Genomic DNA, 16,274 nt, shown 5'->3' on the forward strand with positions numbered 1-16,274 from the left:
AGTGCCCCCCCATGCTGCCCCCCTGCAAGCGGAGGATAGTGTGCGCGGTTGGACTCCTTCTCCATGCCGAAGAGAATGGCCTTGATGAATGACATCAGGGTGGTCTTCCCAGACTCATTCGGGCCGGTGAAAAGGATGACACCTTCGCCTAAGCCGGTGATGTGTTGGTCGTGGAAAACCCCGAATCCGTCGATATGTACTTCACTCAGACGCAAGGCCTACACCTCTTCCGGCAGAAGAAGGTCCAACCCAAGCCGCCCCGCGGCCCGCACTACATCCTTGAACTCCTCGGCCTCCATCGACTCAATGATTGCCGCGAGCTTTCGCCGCCTGAGCCTTTGGGCGAGGTCTCTCCTGAGCATGTCCAGGGCCTCGGGATCCGCCAGAGTCTCTTCCACCTCGCTCAGGAAGTCCGAGACGAGACTGCCCTCCCTCCGGAAGGCCTCGATGTCGACTTCCTTTGTCGTGTTGGAGATGAGAGATTCAACCCAGATGAACGGATCGCCTCCTCCCAGCCTATCGCGGATAAGTGTGAGGATGTCCCGGGATACATGCGATCTCCGGACCTCACCGTCGAGGCGCCCGCGTCCTCCCAGGATCACCCTGACCACCAGGGACCGGCCGTCCGCCATGGCCGCAGCCCGTATGATCTCGGCCTCCGCCCGCGTCACCAGATCATCGAGGGTCTCAAGCTCGTCGATGGACACCTCCACCGTTTCCCACCTGATGGAATCCACCGGGCAGAACTCGATGGATGATACGGCGCCGTTGTCCACCGTGACGACCTGGCACCCGTGAGGCCCGGTCTCCCTGGGGTTCCGTCCCTGAGTACTCCCTGGATAGACCACCGTCGGGCCGTGATCGCGCAGAGTCTTTGGCGCATGGACATGCCCCAGGGCCCAGTAGTCAATACCGGTACTGGCAAGATCCTCGAGGGTGCAGGGAGAGTAGTTCTCGTGCGACGGGACTCCTCCCACGTTCGCGTGGAGGACCCCAACAGCGAAAGGACCAGCCGGGTCCTTCCTGAACCCAGCTGCGAGGTTCTCTGTGACCGCCGCGCGCGGGTAACTGACCCCTTGCACCCTCGCGACCTCCTCCCCGTCTCGCACCACACGATGAACCTCAACCTCCGGCCCGAAGAAGTGCACTTCGGGTGGCCATGTGAGTGAGGCCCGCCACCCTCCCAGGTGGTCATGGTTCCCACACGAGATGAAGGTGTGGATTCCTCGCCGGGCAAGCGCACCCAAACCGGAGCGCAGCTCAAGCTGGGCCCGGAGGGACTTGTGGCTTCCGTCATACACGTCCCCCGCGAGCACCAGGAAATCAGCCTGTCGCCTGATGCAGAGGTCCACCACCCGCCTGAAGGCATCCCGGGTCGATTCTATGAACTTCTGGGCGAGTTCCTCCGACTCCGCTCCAACCGCCGCGAACGGGCTGTCGAGATGGATGTCCGCCGCGTGGACAAAGCGAAAAAGGGTCACAAGGGCGAGCCCCCTTCCCCGAGTCTTTATGCCTGAGTATTGACCTTCTCTGGACCCCGCGTCTCAGAGCAGAACCTCCTCGCCGTCTCCACGAGGACGTCTGCCGCGGCGCGAACCTGGGCGAGATCCACCCATTCCGCCGCGCCGTGCATTCCCCCGCCGCCTGGCCCGAAGACCACCGACGGGATGCCGGCCGCATCGAGCAAGGCAGAATCCAGCCACCCACTGGATCCCCCGAAGGCCGGCCTTGAGCCAGTCAAGGCCTCCATCGCCCCTACAAGCGATGTCACCACAGGATGGTCTGGGTCAGTCTCGAGGGGCGGACGCCAGAAGAACACTTCGGCCGAGCCGTTGAAGGAAGCATCCTCTTTTTCGAGGGCTTCGAGAATCGAGTCAAGTTCCGCCTGTACCACCTCAGGGAACTCTCCTGGGATCGTGCGCCTTTCGACCTTGAGGGTGCAGGACGGAGGATACGTAGACAGTTCAGTGCCGCCGGATATGAGGGAAGCGTGGATAGAAGGAGCGCCCAGCAGCGGGTGGCGACGAGAGGCGAGTCTGGCGCCGAGGCGCTCGATCTCCACCAACACCCGACCCATGTGAGCTATGGCGTCCACACCCTCTGCTGGCCTGCTCCCGTGGGCAGCTCGGCCTCTAGTCTCTATCGTAGCCCATGCGAACCCTTTGTGGGCGATGTGGACCTCAAGCCCGGTGGGCTCCACCACGATCGCCCCATCGGCCTTGTGCGCGAAGTCCCGGGCAACCTGCTCCGTCCCCGCGCTCGCATACTCCTCATCGACAACGGCAGTCATGATGACGTCTCCGGGCAAGCGAGGCCCCCGAGCGATCTCACGCATCGCAATCATCATGGCCGCAAGTCCGCCTTTCATGTCACATGCCCCGCGCCCGTATAGCCGGCCATCCCGCACCTCCGCTCCAAGGGGATCGATCTGCATACCCTCGATCCCCACCGTATCCGTGTGGCCGTTCAGAAGAAGCGTCTGCCCGCGTCCTGATCCCCGGATGGCGCAGACCACATTCGGCCGCCCCGGAGCTGCCTCCACAAGGTCTGCATCAAGTCCATGAGAACGCAGCCATTCCCGAATGAACCGGGCGACCGCAAGCTCTCCACTGCCGCCCGGAGAGAGGGTCGGGTTCACGGATTCGATCCTCACCAGACCCATGGTCAGTGCTTGCGCTTCTCCAGTGTCCACCATGATATCCGCGCCTCCCGCTGTGCCGAGACAGAATGTCCCGCTTCCTGATGTTGTTATCATATCCGGTCTGCCCAGATTCTTCAACTGAAGGAAACTCAGTCCCACTGGCGAAATGAAGCTGGCGGGGTGCCCAAGTATGAGCATGGCAGGAGTGGGAGGATGTCGTGTCATCCATAAAGATGATCCAGCCGGATGAGGCATCCGGCGAACTCGAGGCAATCTACCAGCAGGCCCGAGATCCAAACCTGGGACGGCCTGCGAACATCATGCTCGCGCACTCGCTCAACCCAGAAGCAATGGCCGCACACCTGAACATGTACCGGACTCTGATGTTCGGAAAGTCCAGGCTGTCACGGACCTTGCGTGAGCTCATTGCGGTCGTTGTCTCCCAAGCCAATCGGTGCCATTACTGAATCGTGCATCACGGGGAGGTTCTCCGTAGGTTCATAGGTGAGAAGCGCCTGCTTCAGCTAGTGCAGTGTGGGCCAGGGGGCATCGGCCTCTCCAAGCGGGATTCCGCCGCAGTCTCATACGCGATCAGCCTGACCCTGAACCCTGCGTCTGTCGGGGCGGACGGGGTCCGCAGGCTCAGAGAGGCTGGGTTTTCGGACCGGGAGATACTTGACATCAATCAGGTTGTGTCTTACTTCAACTACTCGAACCGAGTGGCCTCTGGCCTCGGACTTGAGGTCGAACCCGGCGACCCTTACGCGTCCTTGGCAGAAAAGCTCCGGGACGCCTCGCGTTCGGGCGTCCCGGGGTACGGATCCGGTGATCTCGACTAGTTCATCGTGCTCTGCGCCATCCGGACAAGCCACTGGGGGTCGACATCTCCCACCAGGACGAACCGTGTGCCAGCATGCTCCCACTCGATCACCGGCCCGGCCACCGGAGGCCTGGACCTTCGCGCCCACCACGGAACAGGGCTTTCGTAGAGTGAGATGACGCCTAACCCATCGTGGAAGACCAAGTGAGCCATGTTCACCCTGACGTCTGGCCCCATGTCTCCCATGGGCGGACGAGGAGTCCTGGTGTCCACGAGGTGATATCCTTCCGGGATCCAGGTGGGGACGACCAGGTTGAACCGAAGTTCCTTGGACGCTTCCTGCACTGTGTGGCGGCTCATGGGATGGGGCACAGCTCCTGCCCCAGCTAGTGCGGCTTCCGCCGAAGCCTTCGTCTCGGGCCTCAAGACAGGCGCGTAGGATATGCTCACGACCTCACGCCTCTGGACGACATCTCCGCGGTAGTTGTAGTCCTCCACCTTGAGCTGGACTCCTGTCACCTCGTCCACCCACACGACGCGTCGGACATTCCCCACCCGCTTTGGTGAGATGGTGAGAACGACGGTGTCGCACCCTGCGATGCTGGGGCCTGCTTCTCGTGTTATCGTGTAGTTCGCAACGAGCAGGTCGATGTCCTCCGCTATTGGCTGAGCGAAGGCCTGCACCGTTCGGGCCGGGCCGGATCCTGGCGGCATCCCGCCGTATCGTGCTTTCCTCCCCAGGCCGACGGCGGTGTGTGCTGGGCCGGAAGGGGTCTCAACGGTGTACCGGACCATGCCGTCCCATCTGAGAAGCCCCACTTCAACCTGGCCCACTCCGGGGTTCCACACCCGAAGCCTCGCCTCATACTCGACGGGCGGATCCAAGCTCAATTCATACAATTCCACAGGCGAAAGGCCTTTCGTGGTGGGCTGTGCTGCCTGCGTGTTTGCGCTCGCCCCGGCGCCGGAGGCCAGGATGAACCAGGCCACTAGAGCGCACACAAAGGCCGAGACTGTGGCTCGCCTGGCTCCTCTCACTCTAGCGGACCGCAGCTTCCCTGCCATCAGCTTATCTCACCCCCGGTGAAGAGGCCGGCGCAGAGACCAAGACTACTCCCACCTGGCCCGAAGTGACCACGTAATGCGAACGAATGACGGCCTCCTCCTGGGCCATCATCTCCTTGCGGTAGAAGTAGCCCATGGCCCCGAACACCGACACCAGGGCTATCACGGCCGCGGCCGCCCCGACCATGATACGCCCGCGGAGACTGCTCCAGAACCCGCAGGCTGCCCCGCGCTCTGCCAGTGCCCGCCGGCCGGCAGCGCTCTCCCGTTCACGCCTGGTGATCCCACTTGTGACTCCCTGAACCATGGCTTCGACGTCCCACTCCGGGAGAGCCTCAGCCCGGACTGCTTCCCCGAGGCGTTTCAGATCGAGAAGCACTTTGCGGCACTGTTCACAGGAAGCCAAGTGCGCTTCGATTTGGGGGCGGCGTTCCACGGGGAGCTCACCGTCGAGGTAGAGCCCTACTATCTCGTCATCCAGATGCATCTGCTTTCCCGTCATCTGAGATGCCATCGCGGTCCTCATGCGAACCGCGCGGCCTCCACCTCCTTCCTGAGACTCTCTCGAAGAAGCCTTCGCGCCATGTTGAGCCTGGATTTGACTGTGCCTTCGTTCAGGTTCATCGCTTGTGCGATCTCACTGTAGGACATCTCCTCCGTCTCCCGCATCAAGAAGACTGTCCTGTATATGTCGGGCAGGCTCTCCACTGCCCGCCGGATCTCTTCGATCGTCTCCGATCGGCTCGCTATCTCTCCAGGGTCTGAACCCGGGTCCGGCACGTCGATGGGTTCTGACCCTTCGCCGAACTCGAGGGGTTTGTCGAGGGGAACCATCCGCACTCCGCCGCCCTTGCGTTTCTCGCCAAGAACCACGTTGACAAGGATCCGGCGCACCCAGGAGTAGAACCCGCCCTCCTGCCGGAAACTGCGGATGTGCTTCCATCCGGCGAGGAATGCGTCTTGCACCGCGTCCCACGCCGCCTCCCGCGACCCTGACATCCTCCATGCGAGGTTAAGAAGTCTCTGGGAATGCCTCCGGACTAGCTCGGCATAGGCGTCGCGCGAACCCGACGCCGCCTCTTGCGCCAGCCGTTCATCAGGAAGAGAAGCCCACCCGGTTTCACTCAACACTCATGCCTCCCACCGAATCTTGTGCATAAGTGTATCACTCCCCGGTGGATTTGTCTTCGGCGTTTCTCTCTCCCAGTACTACTGATGCGTGTGTTCCTGGAAAGTTCGACGCCCGCCGGAAAGCGGGCGTCGAATGTGACCTGGGGCAGGCGCCCCCGGGCTTGTCCGCCGTGGTGATCTACTTCTTGTCATAAACCTCCGGGTTTACGATGTTCTCGGGCACCCTGCCTTCCAGCATCGCAAGAAGGTTGACCGCGGCCATCTCTGCCATCTTTGTCCTCGTCTCGATGCTGGCACTCGCGATATGGGGCACGATGACTGCGTTCCAGCACTCCGCTAGGCCGGGGGCGAGCTTGGGCTCCTCCTCGAAGACATCAAGGCCCGCTCCGCCGATCCGGCCACTCTTGAGCGCCTGGACCAATGCTTTCTCATCGACCACTGGGCCTCTTGAAGTGTTCACGAGTATCGCGGTCTTCTTCATCATCTCGAACTGAGCCTGCCCGATCAGATGGTGAGTGGACGGCAGCAGCGGAACGTGGAGAGAGATGAAGTCGGACTTGGCGAGAAGCTCAGCGAAAGGCGTGAAGGTCACCCCGAGGGCGCGCTCCTCGGCCTCCGGAAGTCGCCTCTCGTCGAAGTAGAGCACCTTCATGTCGAAACCATGCGCACGCTTGGCAACCGCGGACCCGATTCGCCCCAGCCCCACGAGGCCCAGGGTCTTGCCGTAAACGTCAGCGCCGAGGAAGAGCATTGGCCCCCATCCTTCGTACTTGCCCTCTCGGGTGAACTTGTCCGCCTCCACGATGCGGCGTGCAGTGGCCATGATAAGGGTGAACGCCAGATCCGCAGTTGTGTCCGTGAGAACCCCCGGAGTGTTGGACACCGGCAGCCCTCGCCTCGTTGCCTCGGCCACATCGATGTTGTTGAACCCCACCGCATAGTTGGAGATCCCCCGGAGCTTCGGGGCAGCCGCCATGATCTCAGCGTCTATCGTGTCAGTGAGCAGGCAGAGGAGGCCTTCGACATCCGCCACTCCCGTGACCAGTTCCTCCCTGGTCATGACCCGGTCGTGCGGGTTAACTGTCATGTCAACATGTGGCGCCAGGAGATCCAGTCCGGGTTGGGGGAGTCTCCGAGTAACGAGCACTTTCGGTTTTGCCATCAGTTGTGATCCCTCCAGTGAGCAGTTTGCAGTGTCAGTATCTGGCGCAGAATCTACTTCTGCGTCTACCCCCATGTTCCTTCCTCGGAGCCTTGATCACGGGAGGCGCCATCATATAGTATGTGCAGAGAAGTGTTCCGAAGGAGGCGCGGGGATTGCACTACCCCGACAGGCCGGTGCTGCTTCAGCGCACCGCACCTTTCACCAACATACTCCTGGCCATAAACATCGGGGTCTACCTGCTGTTGGAGCTCTCGGGCGGCTCCAGTAACCCATGGGTTCTCCTGAGATACGGCGCGAAGTTCGCACCTCTCATCCGGGCAGGAGAGCCGTGGCGGCTGCTCACCTCCATGTTCCTTCATTCCGGTCTGCTCCACTTGAGCATGAATTCCTTCTCCCTGCACAACCTGGGTAACGTAACCGAGAGGCTTTTCGGCTCCAAGAGGTTCCTTCTGGCATACCTGGCGTCAGGCTTATGTGGGTCCATAGTCAGTACTCTTCTGGCTGATCCTCGCGTGATAGGGGTCGGAGCGTCCGGCGCGATATTCGGCCTCGCTGGTTGCCTCTTTTACTTCGGTCTCAGGTTCCCACGGCATTTTGCGCTGATCGCCGGCATGAGGTTCGTATTCATCGTTCTGCTGAACCTCGCCATCGGGTTCACAAGCCCGCTCATCGACAACTACGCTCACCTCGGAGGGCTCATAAGCGGGTTCGCGGCAGCTTATGCTCTCGGCCTGCCGGGCGAACGCACAGGCGAGTCCAGGCAGCTTGCACGGCGTGTGTTCCTTTCGTTGATGCTGATAGGAGCGGCCGCGGCCGCATGGCCAGTTCCTTTGAGGTGAATGAGGAATCCCCCCGGCCTTACGTCGTCAGGGCTCATGTCAGCTGATTGACAGACTGCGGCGTAGGTAGTATGATGGCGATGTGCACATTTTTGTGAACACAAGGCCCGGGAGGGATTTCTATGAGTGTTTTCCAGGACAGAGTGACTGCTTTCAGCCAGCAATACGAGGACGTGAAGAAGAAGGATCACTACTACTACCTGCAGCAAATCGACGCCTTAAACGGGGGGCAGGTGACTATCGGCGGCAGGCGCATGGTGATGTTTTCATCTTATAGCTACTTGGGCCTGCTCCGCCATCCCAAGATCCAGCAGAGGGCAAGAGAGGCAGTCGACGACTTCGGGACGGGAACCCACGGCGTGCGAGTGCTCGCGGGCACTACCAGGTTGCACACGGAATGCGAGCGGAAGATCGCGGACTTCCTCGGCACAGAGGACGCGATCGCGTATTCCAGCGGCTATGTGGCCAACCTCTCCACCATATCCACCCTACTCGGCCGGCAGGACGTCGTGATCACCGATAAGCTCAGCCACGCCAGCATAATCGACGGGTGTCTCCTTTCCAACGCGGAGTTTCAGAGGTTCAAGCACAACGACCTCGAAGACCTGAAAAGACTCCTCGAGGCAGGGAAGCAGAAATACGAAGGCATGCTCGTCATCGTTGACGCAGTCTACAGCATGGACGGGGATGTCTGCCCCCTGCCGGACCTCGTGGAGTTGTGCCGGTCCTACGGGGCTTGGCTCATGGTGGACGAGGCACATTCCTTGGGAGTGCTCGGGGAGACAGGCCACGGGATACTCGAGTATTTCGGGATGTCCACAGACGATGTTGAGCTTCTGAGCGGGTCGCTCTCCAAGACCATTCCAGCAGTCGGTGGTTTCGTGGCCGGCCGGGCGGACGTCATCCGATTCCTCAAGCACAACGCCCGGGCGTTCGTCTTCTCTGCTGCCCTGCCCCCTGCGGCGGTCGCGGCCGTGACCGCAAGCCTCGAGCTAATAGAGGAAGAGAAGTGGCGGCTCGAGGCCGTGCGGAAGAACATCAGGCGGTTTGTGAGTGGCCTCAACGAGATGGGGTACGACACATTGAACACGCAGAGTTGTGTGATCCCGATCATTATCGGCCAGCCCGAGCCGACCCTGGAGCTCACGTCCAAGCTCCACCGGGACGGCATGTTCGTCTCACCCATTCTCCACCCGGCGGTCCCTCAGAATACGTGCCGTCTCAGGGCGAACGTGACCGCCGCGCACACGAACGAGGATATCGACTTCGCCCTCGGCCTTCTTGAAAAGCACGGGAAGGCAATGGGCATAATCTGATCGCAATCGCGGGCACAAGCTGGCGACTGGCAAGAGGGATGGTATTGCGTGAAAGCTGTTCAGTTCCTGGGCTCGGTGCCGCGGTGGGTGTACTCAAAGGCCGTTGGGCGGTTTCGGCGTGAGGCTTACTACGACAGCTTCTCTAATGTGGTCCTCCGAGACGTGAGCGCACCCAGACTTCCCGGGCCCGAGTGGGTGAGAGTTCGGACCAAGTATTCCGGGATATGCGGAAGCGACAAGAACCTGGTCCTCCTGCACGACTCCCCGTCGACCTCGCCGTTCTCGTCGTTCCCTTTCACTATCGGGCACGAGAACTGCGGTCACCTGGTGGAAATGGGGCCGGAAGCCGAGGCCCGACTCGCCGGAACCTTGCCGGTCGGGTCGCGGGTCCTGGTTGACCCAGTCTTGTCCTGCATTCCGCGGGGTATCGAACCCGTATGCGGGAGTTGCGCCCGGGGTGACTATCAGCTGTGCGAGAACTTCAGAGAAGGTACCGTCTCCCCGGGCTTTGCCATCGGCACCTGCCGGGACACCGGTGGGGGCTGGAGTGAAGAGTTCGTTGCCCACTACACCCAGCTGATCCCGCTTCCAGATGAGGTGTCGTTCGAGGAAGCCGCTTGCGTGGATGCATTCTGCTCGTCCCTTCACCCAGTCATACGCAACTTCCCGCCGGATGACTCCACGGTCCTGATCATAGGGTCAGGAATCATAGGGATATCGGCGGTCGCCGCCATTCGCGCGTTGGGCGGGCGAGCGCGAATCGTGACCCTTGCGAAGTACGAGTTCCAGGGGGAGGCAGCGCTTGCTCACGGGGCGGACCATGTGGTCTACATGCGCCGGGGCTCGGACTACTACGCTGAGCTGGCCGAAGCGCTGGGTTCCAGGCTCCTCCGCCCACTCATGGGCAAGAGGGTGGTCCTGGGCGGCGCCGAGACAGTGTTCGATTGCGTGGGAAGCTCGACGAGCATAGATGATGCCCTCAGGTTCACTGCGCCCCGGGGGACCATGGTTCTGATTGGGCTGGCCTCCTTCCCCGCCGGGGTGGACTGGACGCCCATCTGGCTGAAAGAAGCCTCTGTGCGCGGCTCGTTCTGGTGCGGAAGCGAGGAGTTCCACGGCCGCCGCATGCGTGCGTACGAGGTGGCCGTGGAACTCATGAAGACCGGTCGAGTGTCCCTGGCGGGCCTACTCACCCACCGGTTCAGGCTGTCAGACTATCGGCGGGCAATCGAGGCGAACCTGAACATCGGGCGCGAGAAGCTCATCAAGTCGGCGTTCTACTTCGATTGAGTGCCGGTTCACCCCCATACGCGTGGGGACAACGGTGAGCCTGACGGATATGGGGCCGCGATAGACGGTTCACCCCCACACGCGTGGGGACAACTACTCCGCAAGCACGTCCAGCATCGGCCTGCACGGTTCACTCCTACACGCGTGGGGACAACCCGTTCACCGCATTGCGGCTTCTCGACCGCAATGGGCCTGCAGGACGGTTTCGGCCGGCCGGGAAGTCTACAGCCCCAGCATACCGTGATAGAGTCCGCGGTATGCGTCAGCCAGGCGTTGTGTGATTCTCCCGGGCCTCCCATCCCCTATGGCCTGCCCGTCCACTTGCACCACCGGCATTATCTCCCCGATGGTGCTAGTTAGGAACATCTCGTCTGCAGTCAGGAGGTCTCCTGTGGCAATCGGACTCTCCGTGACCCTGAGGCCAAGCCCTCTCGCGAGATCTATCGCAAGAGCTCGGGTCACACCGGGGAGGATGTTCTCTTTCGGGGGAGTGACGATCTCCCCGCGGTCCACGACGAACACGTTGGCGCTCGCTCCTTCGCTGATGTTCCCGGGGACCTGATCGCCCCGGCGGGCGAACGCGAGCACACCAGGTTGGGCGCAGAAGGAGTCGGCATCCAGTGGGGGCCTTTCGCCGAGCCCTCTGACCATGATGCCCTCCCACATGCCCAACCTGTGGGCTTTCTCTTTGGCCAGGCAGTTCGCGAGGAGGTTCACCGTCTTGAGGTGGCACCATCCCCACCTTATGTCCGGGCATGTGACTACCGATGTCCCGGACGTGCGTGCCTCAGCGGGAATCGGTCTGACCGGCCCGAGGGTGATGAAGACGACGGGGGATTGGGAAGACGGGAAGTAATGGGTGCGGACCGCCGGACCCCGCGAGAGCTGGATGTACATCTCGCCCTCAAGCACTCCACTCTCTCGGGCCAGCCGCTCCGCTCCCCGGATCAGCCATTCCAGGGTGAAGTCGTGGGAGATCGCGAGGGCTGATGCCCCGGCAAGGAGTCTTTTCATATGAGTCTCAAGTTCGAAGAGCCTGCCGCCGTAGCACCTGACTACCTCGTAGAGCCCGTCGGCGAAGACGTTGGCCCGGTCTAGAATGCTCACCTTCGCTTCGTCGATCCCGACAATGTCTCCGTTCAGGAACACCACACCAGCCATTGGGGCATCCCCTCCCAAATTCGGCTATGTGATCGTGTTTTCGCCGTGCACACCGGCGGTTCCTGCACCGCGAGGCCGGAGAAGGACCAAAGCATCCGGCCGCGAAGTCTCTTGAGAAGCTCGCACAGACGCACAGTGGGCAGGCAGAATGTCCCAGGCAGGAGGCAGAGTGTCTTGACAGTCATAGAGGTGCTTTCGGCAATCGCAGTGCCCAGACCCAACGGGTCCCGAGCAGCCGAGGAGACGGCCCGGTTCATAGCCGGGACAATGCGCGGTCTTACCCCGTACGTTTCGGAACATGAGTTCTTCCTTCGACCATATATGCAGCCACTGTTGGGGCTGTTCTTCGCAGTGCTGGGAGCAGTCGCCCTCCTTCTCATAGTGAGGAGGCGATTCCTCCCAGCCCTTCTCGTGGCCTTAATGATCCCCGCAGTCTACCTTGGGGAATTCGAGCTCAACGTTCCCGTCGTGACCTGGGTAGGCGGGCGGACCGGCGTGAACGTCATCGCTGATTTCCTGCCTGCGGATGGCCCTGCCATGCGCCAGGTCACCTTCTCTGCGCACTACGACTCCAAGACGGACCTTTTCGACCACGCGCAGAGGAAGCCGATCCTCGGCTTCGCTCCGATCGCCATGGCCTGTTTGGTCCTTGCATCAGCGCTCGGAGCGATCTTCCGCGGGCCGCGTGTGGCCCGCTCCGCGCGGGCGGCATCTGTCATTCTCGCCGTCGTTGGGTTCACCGGGCTTTTCATGTTGATGCTTGTTTTCAGCGGGGGCTTGCTGGTGTCCAGGGACCGGCAGAGCCCTGGAGCCCGGGACAACGCAGCGGCGGTCGCGGTCCTCATGGCCCTGGCAGAAGACATCGCCACTGGAGTGGTGCCCTTGGAGCAGACCCGCGTCAAGATGATCTTCTTCGGCGGCGAGGAAGTCAACATGCAGGGCTCCACGGCCTATGCGAGACTCGTGGAACGGGAACAACAGCATTCTCGTCTATCGCCCGCAGTGTCACCAGCGGTCCCGGACATATTGAGCAATTGTGTGGTCATCAACTGTGAGTTGATCGGAGGCGAGGGGGTGTACTGCTACTGGGAGAACTCCGGTACCTTCCTCTCCAGGCATCAGGCGTCTGCGCAGGCAGTTGCAGTGTACCAGGCCGCCCTTGCATCACTGGGGATCGAGCCCGCCCTGCCAGCCGGTGCGATTTTCGACGATTCCGGACCTCTTCTTGCAGTGGGTCTCCGCGCAGTGACAGTTGGCCACATGAACCCGCACACACGCGACAGCTACCACAACGCCGGGGATAGCCTGGATAAGGTAGTCCCGGCGAAGCTCGAAGAGACGAGGCTGGTATTCCGGGAGATCGTGTCGAAAGTGGACCAAGGCGAGGGCGGAGATGATATACTCTAAGGAGGTGCTCCGTCCAACGGCCGCCTGAAGGGATGAAGGGAGATGATCCATTTGGTGAGGGTTCCTAAGACTAAAGACGGTGCCAGAGTCGGAATCACCGACACAACCCTCCGAGACGCACACCAGTCCCTGTTCGCGACTCGAATGCGCACCGAGCATATGCTCCAGGTCGCCGCCTACCTCGATCGCGTGGGATTCTACTCCATGGAGGTGTGGGGAGGAGCGACCTTCGACACCTGCCTCAGGTATCTGAATGAGGACCCGTGGCAGCGATTGAGAGAACTCAGACAGGCCATCACGAGGACGCCTCTGCAGATGCTCCTGCGAGGGCAGAACCTGGTGGGGTACAAGCCATACGCCGATGACGTGGTGGACAGGTTCGTTGAGAAGACAGTCGAAAACGGCATAGACATCGTGAGAATCTTTGACGCCCTGAATGATGTGAGGAACATAGAGCGTGCGGCCGCGGCGGTGAAAAGGACAGGCGCGCATTTCCAGGGTGCCATTTCCTACACTGTGAGCCCGGTACATACAAACGATGGGTACGTCAAGTACGCACTCCAGCTCAAGGACATCGGAGCGGACTCCATATGCATAAAGGACATGGCAGGCATCCTGGCCCCTTACGCTGGGGAGGAACTTGTCCAACGTCTGGTCGAGGAAGTCGGGCTCCCGGTGCAGGTCCACTGCCACTATACTAGTGGCATGGCCTCAATGAGCTACCTCAAGGCGATAGAGGCCGGCGCCACCGTAGTAGACTGCGCCACCTCCACGGTGGCTCTGGGCTCCTCCCAGCCGCCGGCGGAGTCTCTCATCGTCGCGCTTGCGGACACGCCCTACGACACAAAGATGAACGTCAGGCTGATCAGGCCGGCCGCCTCCATCCTGCGGGAGATCGTGCCCGAGTACAAGGATGTCCTGAGCCCTGTAGGCGTGGACACGGACGTTCTCAACTACCAGATCCCAGGGGGGATGATCTCAAACCTCAGGTTCCAGCTGAAACAGACCAAGTCCGAGAACAGGCTGGAGGAGATCCTGGCGGAAGTCCCCCGAGTGCGCGCGGAGATGGGCTACCCCCCTCTCGTCACTCCCATGAGCCAGATCGTAGGCACCCAGGCCACGCTCAACATCATCACTGGGGAACGGTACAAGCAGATTCCGAAGGAAGTCCGCAACTACATCCGGGGGGAGTACGGCAGTCCCGCCGGGGAGATCGATCCCGATCTCCGCAAGAAAGCGATCGGAGACGACGAAGTCGCGACCGGACGTCCGGGCGACAACATTCCCCCGGGCCTCGCCGAAGCGCGCGCGGCGGTCGAGAAGTACAATGGATCTGAGGAGGATGCTCTCTCCTACGCCCTCTACCCGGAGCAGGCTCAGAAGTTCCTCGCGTCCCGGCAGGCGTCGTCCGCCGGAGGGGCGTAGGTCCGACCCATGGATGCCCGGATAGATGTCAGGCCCATCGGGGTGGTGGAATCCGGCCCCCCTGGGTCCGGCCTGTCGCTCGTGCGCATATTCCCCGAATACTCCGAGGCGCTTGACGGCGTGGCCTCCATGGACAGGCTGTGGGTCATATACTGGATGGACAGAATCACCGAAGCTGAACGCGCCGCCTTGCGAGTCCGGCCCAAACACGACGGCGGACGCGGGTTATCAGGCGCGTTCGCGCTTCGAACCCCGGCCAGGCCCAACCCCTTCGGGCTCACCTGTGTGGAATTGGCTGCATGCGACGGCCCGGTGCTGACAGTGCGGGGGCTGGACGCCCTTCCCGGAAGCCCGGTGCTGGACATCAAGCCGTTCCGGCCTCCGGGCGATTGCGGTCACGGCCGCGACCGGAGCTCGGGCCACGATGGGAAGCCCGATTCTGCCGCAAGTGCCGGTCAGAGGCCCGGCCTTGCGCAGGATCCTGGCCTTGCCTCGGACCCTGCTCACGGCGGGTGAGCCACCTGCCCGCGACCAGTACGAAGATGATGACGGCGACAACGGCTGCGGCGCAGATGCCGAAGCCTGTTACAAACGCCCCGACGGGGTAGCCCCGGACACCCTCCGCGAAGTAAGCCCCTTCCCACCGCGAATCCATCACCAAGCTTACAACCGTCTGGCCCACGATAACCCCGAGGAACCCGGCGAAGTTGGCCAGGCCCTGCGCCAAACCTGCATGCGCAGGGCGGTTCGCTGCCCTGATCATGATGAACGAAGGAAGAAACGAAGCGTTCGACACCCCGAAGATGAAAATCGCTGCTCGAAGAATCCAGACCACCCGCCCGGTCGGGTCCAAGGAAGCGGGGTGCGCGGAAGACCAGCTCAGGAGGAGCCAGGCGGGAATCTGAAATGCCGCGGTTCCCGCAAGCACGAGCCTGCGGTTCTTCACCTTGTCCACAATGATCCCGACAGTCGGGGCTGCGAGTGCCGCTCCGACCGCCGAGGTCGCAAGGATGCTCCCTGCAGCGGCCTGCGAGAGCCCGTGTGCCTGCATGAGGAAAGGTCCTCCCCACAGGCTCGTGAAGGTCATGAGAGTGCCGAAGACCACGCCGAACCCGATAAGGCTCGGCCATGAGCCAGGGTTCGCCACAACCTCAAGCGTCCCGTCCCAGAGGTCTCGCCCGATTTTCAAAGCCAGGCTCCGGCCTGTCCTGGGTTTTTGGTGCGCCGCTCCCTCGTCCGGCCAAACCGGGTCCCGGCCGAGATCGCGAGTGCGCTCCGCCGCCCCCACGTCCGCGGGCGCCTCAGGATCGGAATACGGGCCGCGATCCCGCACCACGACCCACGCCCAGGCCGCAGTGAACGCACAGACCGCCGCCACCAAGAGGTTCGCTGTCCTCCAACCGATCTTCGTTGTGAGAACGACAAATGGATACATGGCCGAGAGCACCCCGACATTGCCCACGAGAGTGCTGATCCCCGAAAAAGCGCCGTAGCGGTGGGCTGGGAACCAGTTAGATATGTTCTTGAGGATGGCGATGAATATGGAGGCCAGGCCCACCCCTGACAGAAACCGGCCGAACGCCGCGGTTCCCAACGTGGGAGCGAGGGCGAAAACCACGTACCCTACAGTCCCCAGGGCCAGCCCACCTGAAATCACGCGCCTAGGTCCGGCGTGTTCCACGAGCAGGCCCGCTGGTATCTGCAGGAACATGTAGACGTAGAAATACGATGTGGAAAGGACCGTGATGCCGACACCCGTTGTGCGAAACTCCGCCATAAGCTGCGGGAATATCTGTCCAACGAACCCCCGGCTGAACATGACGATGAGATGGGCAATGTTCGAGACCACGAAGACCGCCGCGGCCTGCCGGGCGAGGTCCGGAGCCGAGGCGGGCCGCCTGATGATAGTCGAGGGGTGTGACAACAACATGCATCTCCCTTGACATCCTGCTTGGATTCCTGTAAGCGACTTCGAACTCTTGCGCAAACCAGCGTCGCCTCGGGAATGTTCGGT

General features: G+C 61.8%; 16 protein-coding genes and 1 pseudogene. 8 read left to right on the top strand and 9 right to left on the bottom strand.

Annotated elements, in window-relative coordinates; genetic code table 11:
• The 3 genes from NUW23_07075 to NUW23_07085 all read right to left on the bottom strand — a co-directional run.
• A partial coding sequence (locus NUW23_07075) for an AAA family ATPase (GenBank protein ID MCR4425942.1) occupies positions 1-215 on the bottom strand: 215 nt, incomplete at its 3' end.
• A gap of 3 nt (positions 216-218) precedes the next feature.
• Positions 219-1,481: a DNA repair exonuclease gene (locus tag NUW23_07080; protein ID MCR4425943.1), complete on the bottom strand. Its 1,263-nt coding sequence runs from the start codon at positions 1,479-1,481 to the stop codon at positions 219-221.
• Positions 1,482-1,507: 26 nt separating this feature from the next.
• Positions 1,508-2,695, bottom strand: a complete 1,188-nt coding sequence (locus NUW23_07085; GenBank protein ID MCR4425944.1) for an ArgE/DapE family deacylase — start codon at positions 2,693-2,695, stop codon at positions 1,508-1,510.
• 164 nt (positions 2,696-2,859) lie between these two features.
• Here NUW23_07085 and NUW23_07090 point away from each other — a divergent pair, with 164 nt between their 5' ends.
• Entirely contained in the window at positions 2,860-3,108 is a 249-nt protein-coding gene (locus tag NUW23_07090) for a carboxymuconolactone decarboxylase family protein (protein MCR4425945.1), read from the top strand.
• Between the two features lie 3 nt (positions 3,109-3,111).
• The gene (locus NUW23_07095) at positions 3,112-3,480 is read left to right on the top strand and encodes a hypothetical protein (GenBank protein MCR4425946.1); all 369 of its coding nucleotides are present in this window, start codon (positions 3,112-3,114) and stop codon (positions 3,478-3,480) included.
• Here the strand turns inward: NUW23_07095 and NUW23_07100 are convergent.
• The 4 genes from NUW23_07100 to NUW23_07115 all read right to left on the bottom strand — a co-directional run bounded on the left by NUW23_07100 (position 3,477) and on the right by NUW23_07115 (position 6,819).
• Positions 3,477-4,526 carry a hypothetical protein gene (locus NUW23_07100; protein ID MCR4425947.1) on the bottom strand — a complete coding sequence of 350 codons (1,050 nt, stop codon included), beginning with the start codon at positions 4,524-4,526 and terminating at the stop codon, positions 3,477-3,479. The genes NUW23_07095 and NUW23_07100 overlap by 4 nt on opposite strands.
• 4 nt (positions 4,527-4,530) lie before the next feature.
• Positions 4,531-5,052: a zf-HC2 domain-containing protein gene (locus NUW23_07105; GenBank protein MCR4425948.1), complete on the bottom strand. Its 522-nt coding sequence runs from the start codon at positions 5,050-5,052 to the stop codon at positions 4,531-4,533.
• Positions 5,049-5,654: a sigma-70 family RNA polymerase sigma factor gene (locus tag NUW23_07110; protein MCR4425949.1), complete on the bottom strand. Its 606-nt coding sequence runs from the start codon at positions 5,652-5,654 to the stop codon at positions 5,049-5,051. Before NUW23_07110 ends, NUW23_07105 begins: the two co-directional genes overlap by 4 nt.
• Positions 5,655-5,835: 181 nt before the next feature.
• The gene (locus NUW23_07115) at positions 5,836-6,819 is read right to left on the bottom strand and encodes a D-glycerate dehydrogenase (GenBank protein ID MCR4425950.1); all 984 of its coding nucleotides are present in this window, start codon (positions 6,817-6,819) and stop codon (positions 5,836-5,838) included.
• A 155-nt stretch (positions 6,820-6,974) separates the two neighbouring features.
• Between NUW23_07115 and NUW23_07120 the strand changes: the two genes are divergently transcribed.
• The 3 genes from NUW23_07120 to NUW23_07130 all read left to right on the top strand — a co-directional run bounded on the left by NUW23_07120 (position 6,975) and on the right by NUW23_07130 (position 10,267).
• Positions 6,975-7,661, top strand: coding sequence for a rhomboid family intramembrane serine protease (locus NUW23_07120; GenBank protein ID MCR4425951.1), 687 nt, complete (start codon positions 6,975-6,977; stop codon positions 7,659-7,661).
• A gap of 122 nt (positions 7,662-7,783) precedes the next feature.
• Complete coding sequence (locus NUW23_07125) at positions 7,784-8,977, top strand: pyridoxal phosphate-dependent aminotransferase family protein (protein ID MCR4425952.1); 1,194 nt, start codon at positions 7,784-7,786, stop codon at positions 8,975-8,977.
• A 48-nt stretch (positions 8,978-9,025) separates the two neighbouring features.
• Positions 9,026-10,267, top strand: coding sequence for a zinc-binding dehydrogenase (locus NUW23_07130; GenBank protein ID MCR4425953.1), 1,242 nt, complete (start codon positions 9,026-9,028; stop codon positions 10,265-10,267).
• 222 nt (positions 10,268-10,489) lie between these two features.
• On the opposite strand, the gene NUW23_07135 is transcribed toward NUW23_07130, so the two are convergent.
• Positions 10,490-11,428 carry an aminotransferase class IV gene (locus NUW23_07135; GenBank protein MCR4425954.1) on the bottom strand — a complete coding sequence of 313 codons (939 nt, stop codon included), beginning with the start codon at positions 11,426-11,428 and terminating at the stop codon, positions 10,490-10,492.
• A gap of 174 nt (positions 11,429-11,602) precedes the next feature.
• Here NUW23_07135 and NUW23_07140 point away from each other — a divergent pair, with 174 nt between their 5' ends.
• The 3 genes and pseudogenes from NUW23_07140 (at position 11,603) to NUW23_07150 (ending at position 14,593) form a co-directional block, all read left to right on the top strand.
• The gene (locus NUW23_07140; protein MCR4425955.1) at positions 11,603-12,835 is read left to right on the top strand and encodes a M28 family metallopeptidase; all 1,233 of its coding nucleotides are present in this window, start codon (positions 11,603-11,605) and stop codon (positions 12,833-12,835) included.
• A gap of 42 nt (positions 12,836-12,877) precedes the next feature.
• Positions 12,878-14,260 (top strand): pyruvate carboxylase subunit B, encoded by a 1,383-nt coding sequence (locus tag NUW23_07145; protein ID MCR4425956.1) that lies wholly within the window; start codon positions 12,878-12,880, stop codon positions 14,258-14,260.
• 9 nt (positions 14,261-14,269) lie between these two features.
• Positions 14,270-14,593: pseudogene (locus NUW23_07150) on the top strand (TrmO family methyltransferase).
• Between the two features lie 31 nt (positions 14,594-14,624).
• On the opposite strand, the gene NUW23_07155 reads toward NUW23_07150, so the two are convergent.
• Positions 14,625-16,184: an MFS transporter gene (locus tag NUW23_07155; GenBank protein ID MCR4425957.1), complete on the bottom strand. Its 1,560-nt coding sequence runs from the start codon at positions 16,182-16,184 to the stop codon at positions 14,625-14,627.
• Between the last annotated feature and the right edge of the window lie 90 nt (positions 16,185-16,274).

The organism is Bacillota bacterium, assembly GCA_024655925.1.
In the GTDB taxonomy this organism is placed as follows: domain Bacteria; phylum Bacillota; class DTU025; order DTU025; family JANLFS01; genus JANLFS01.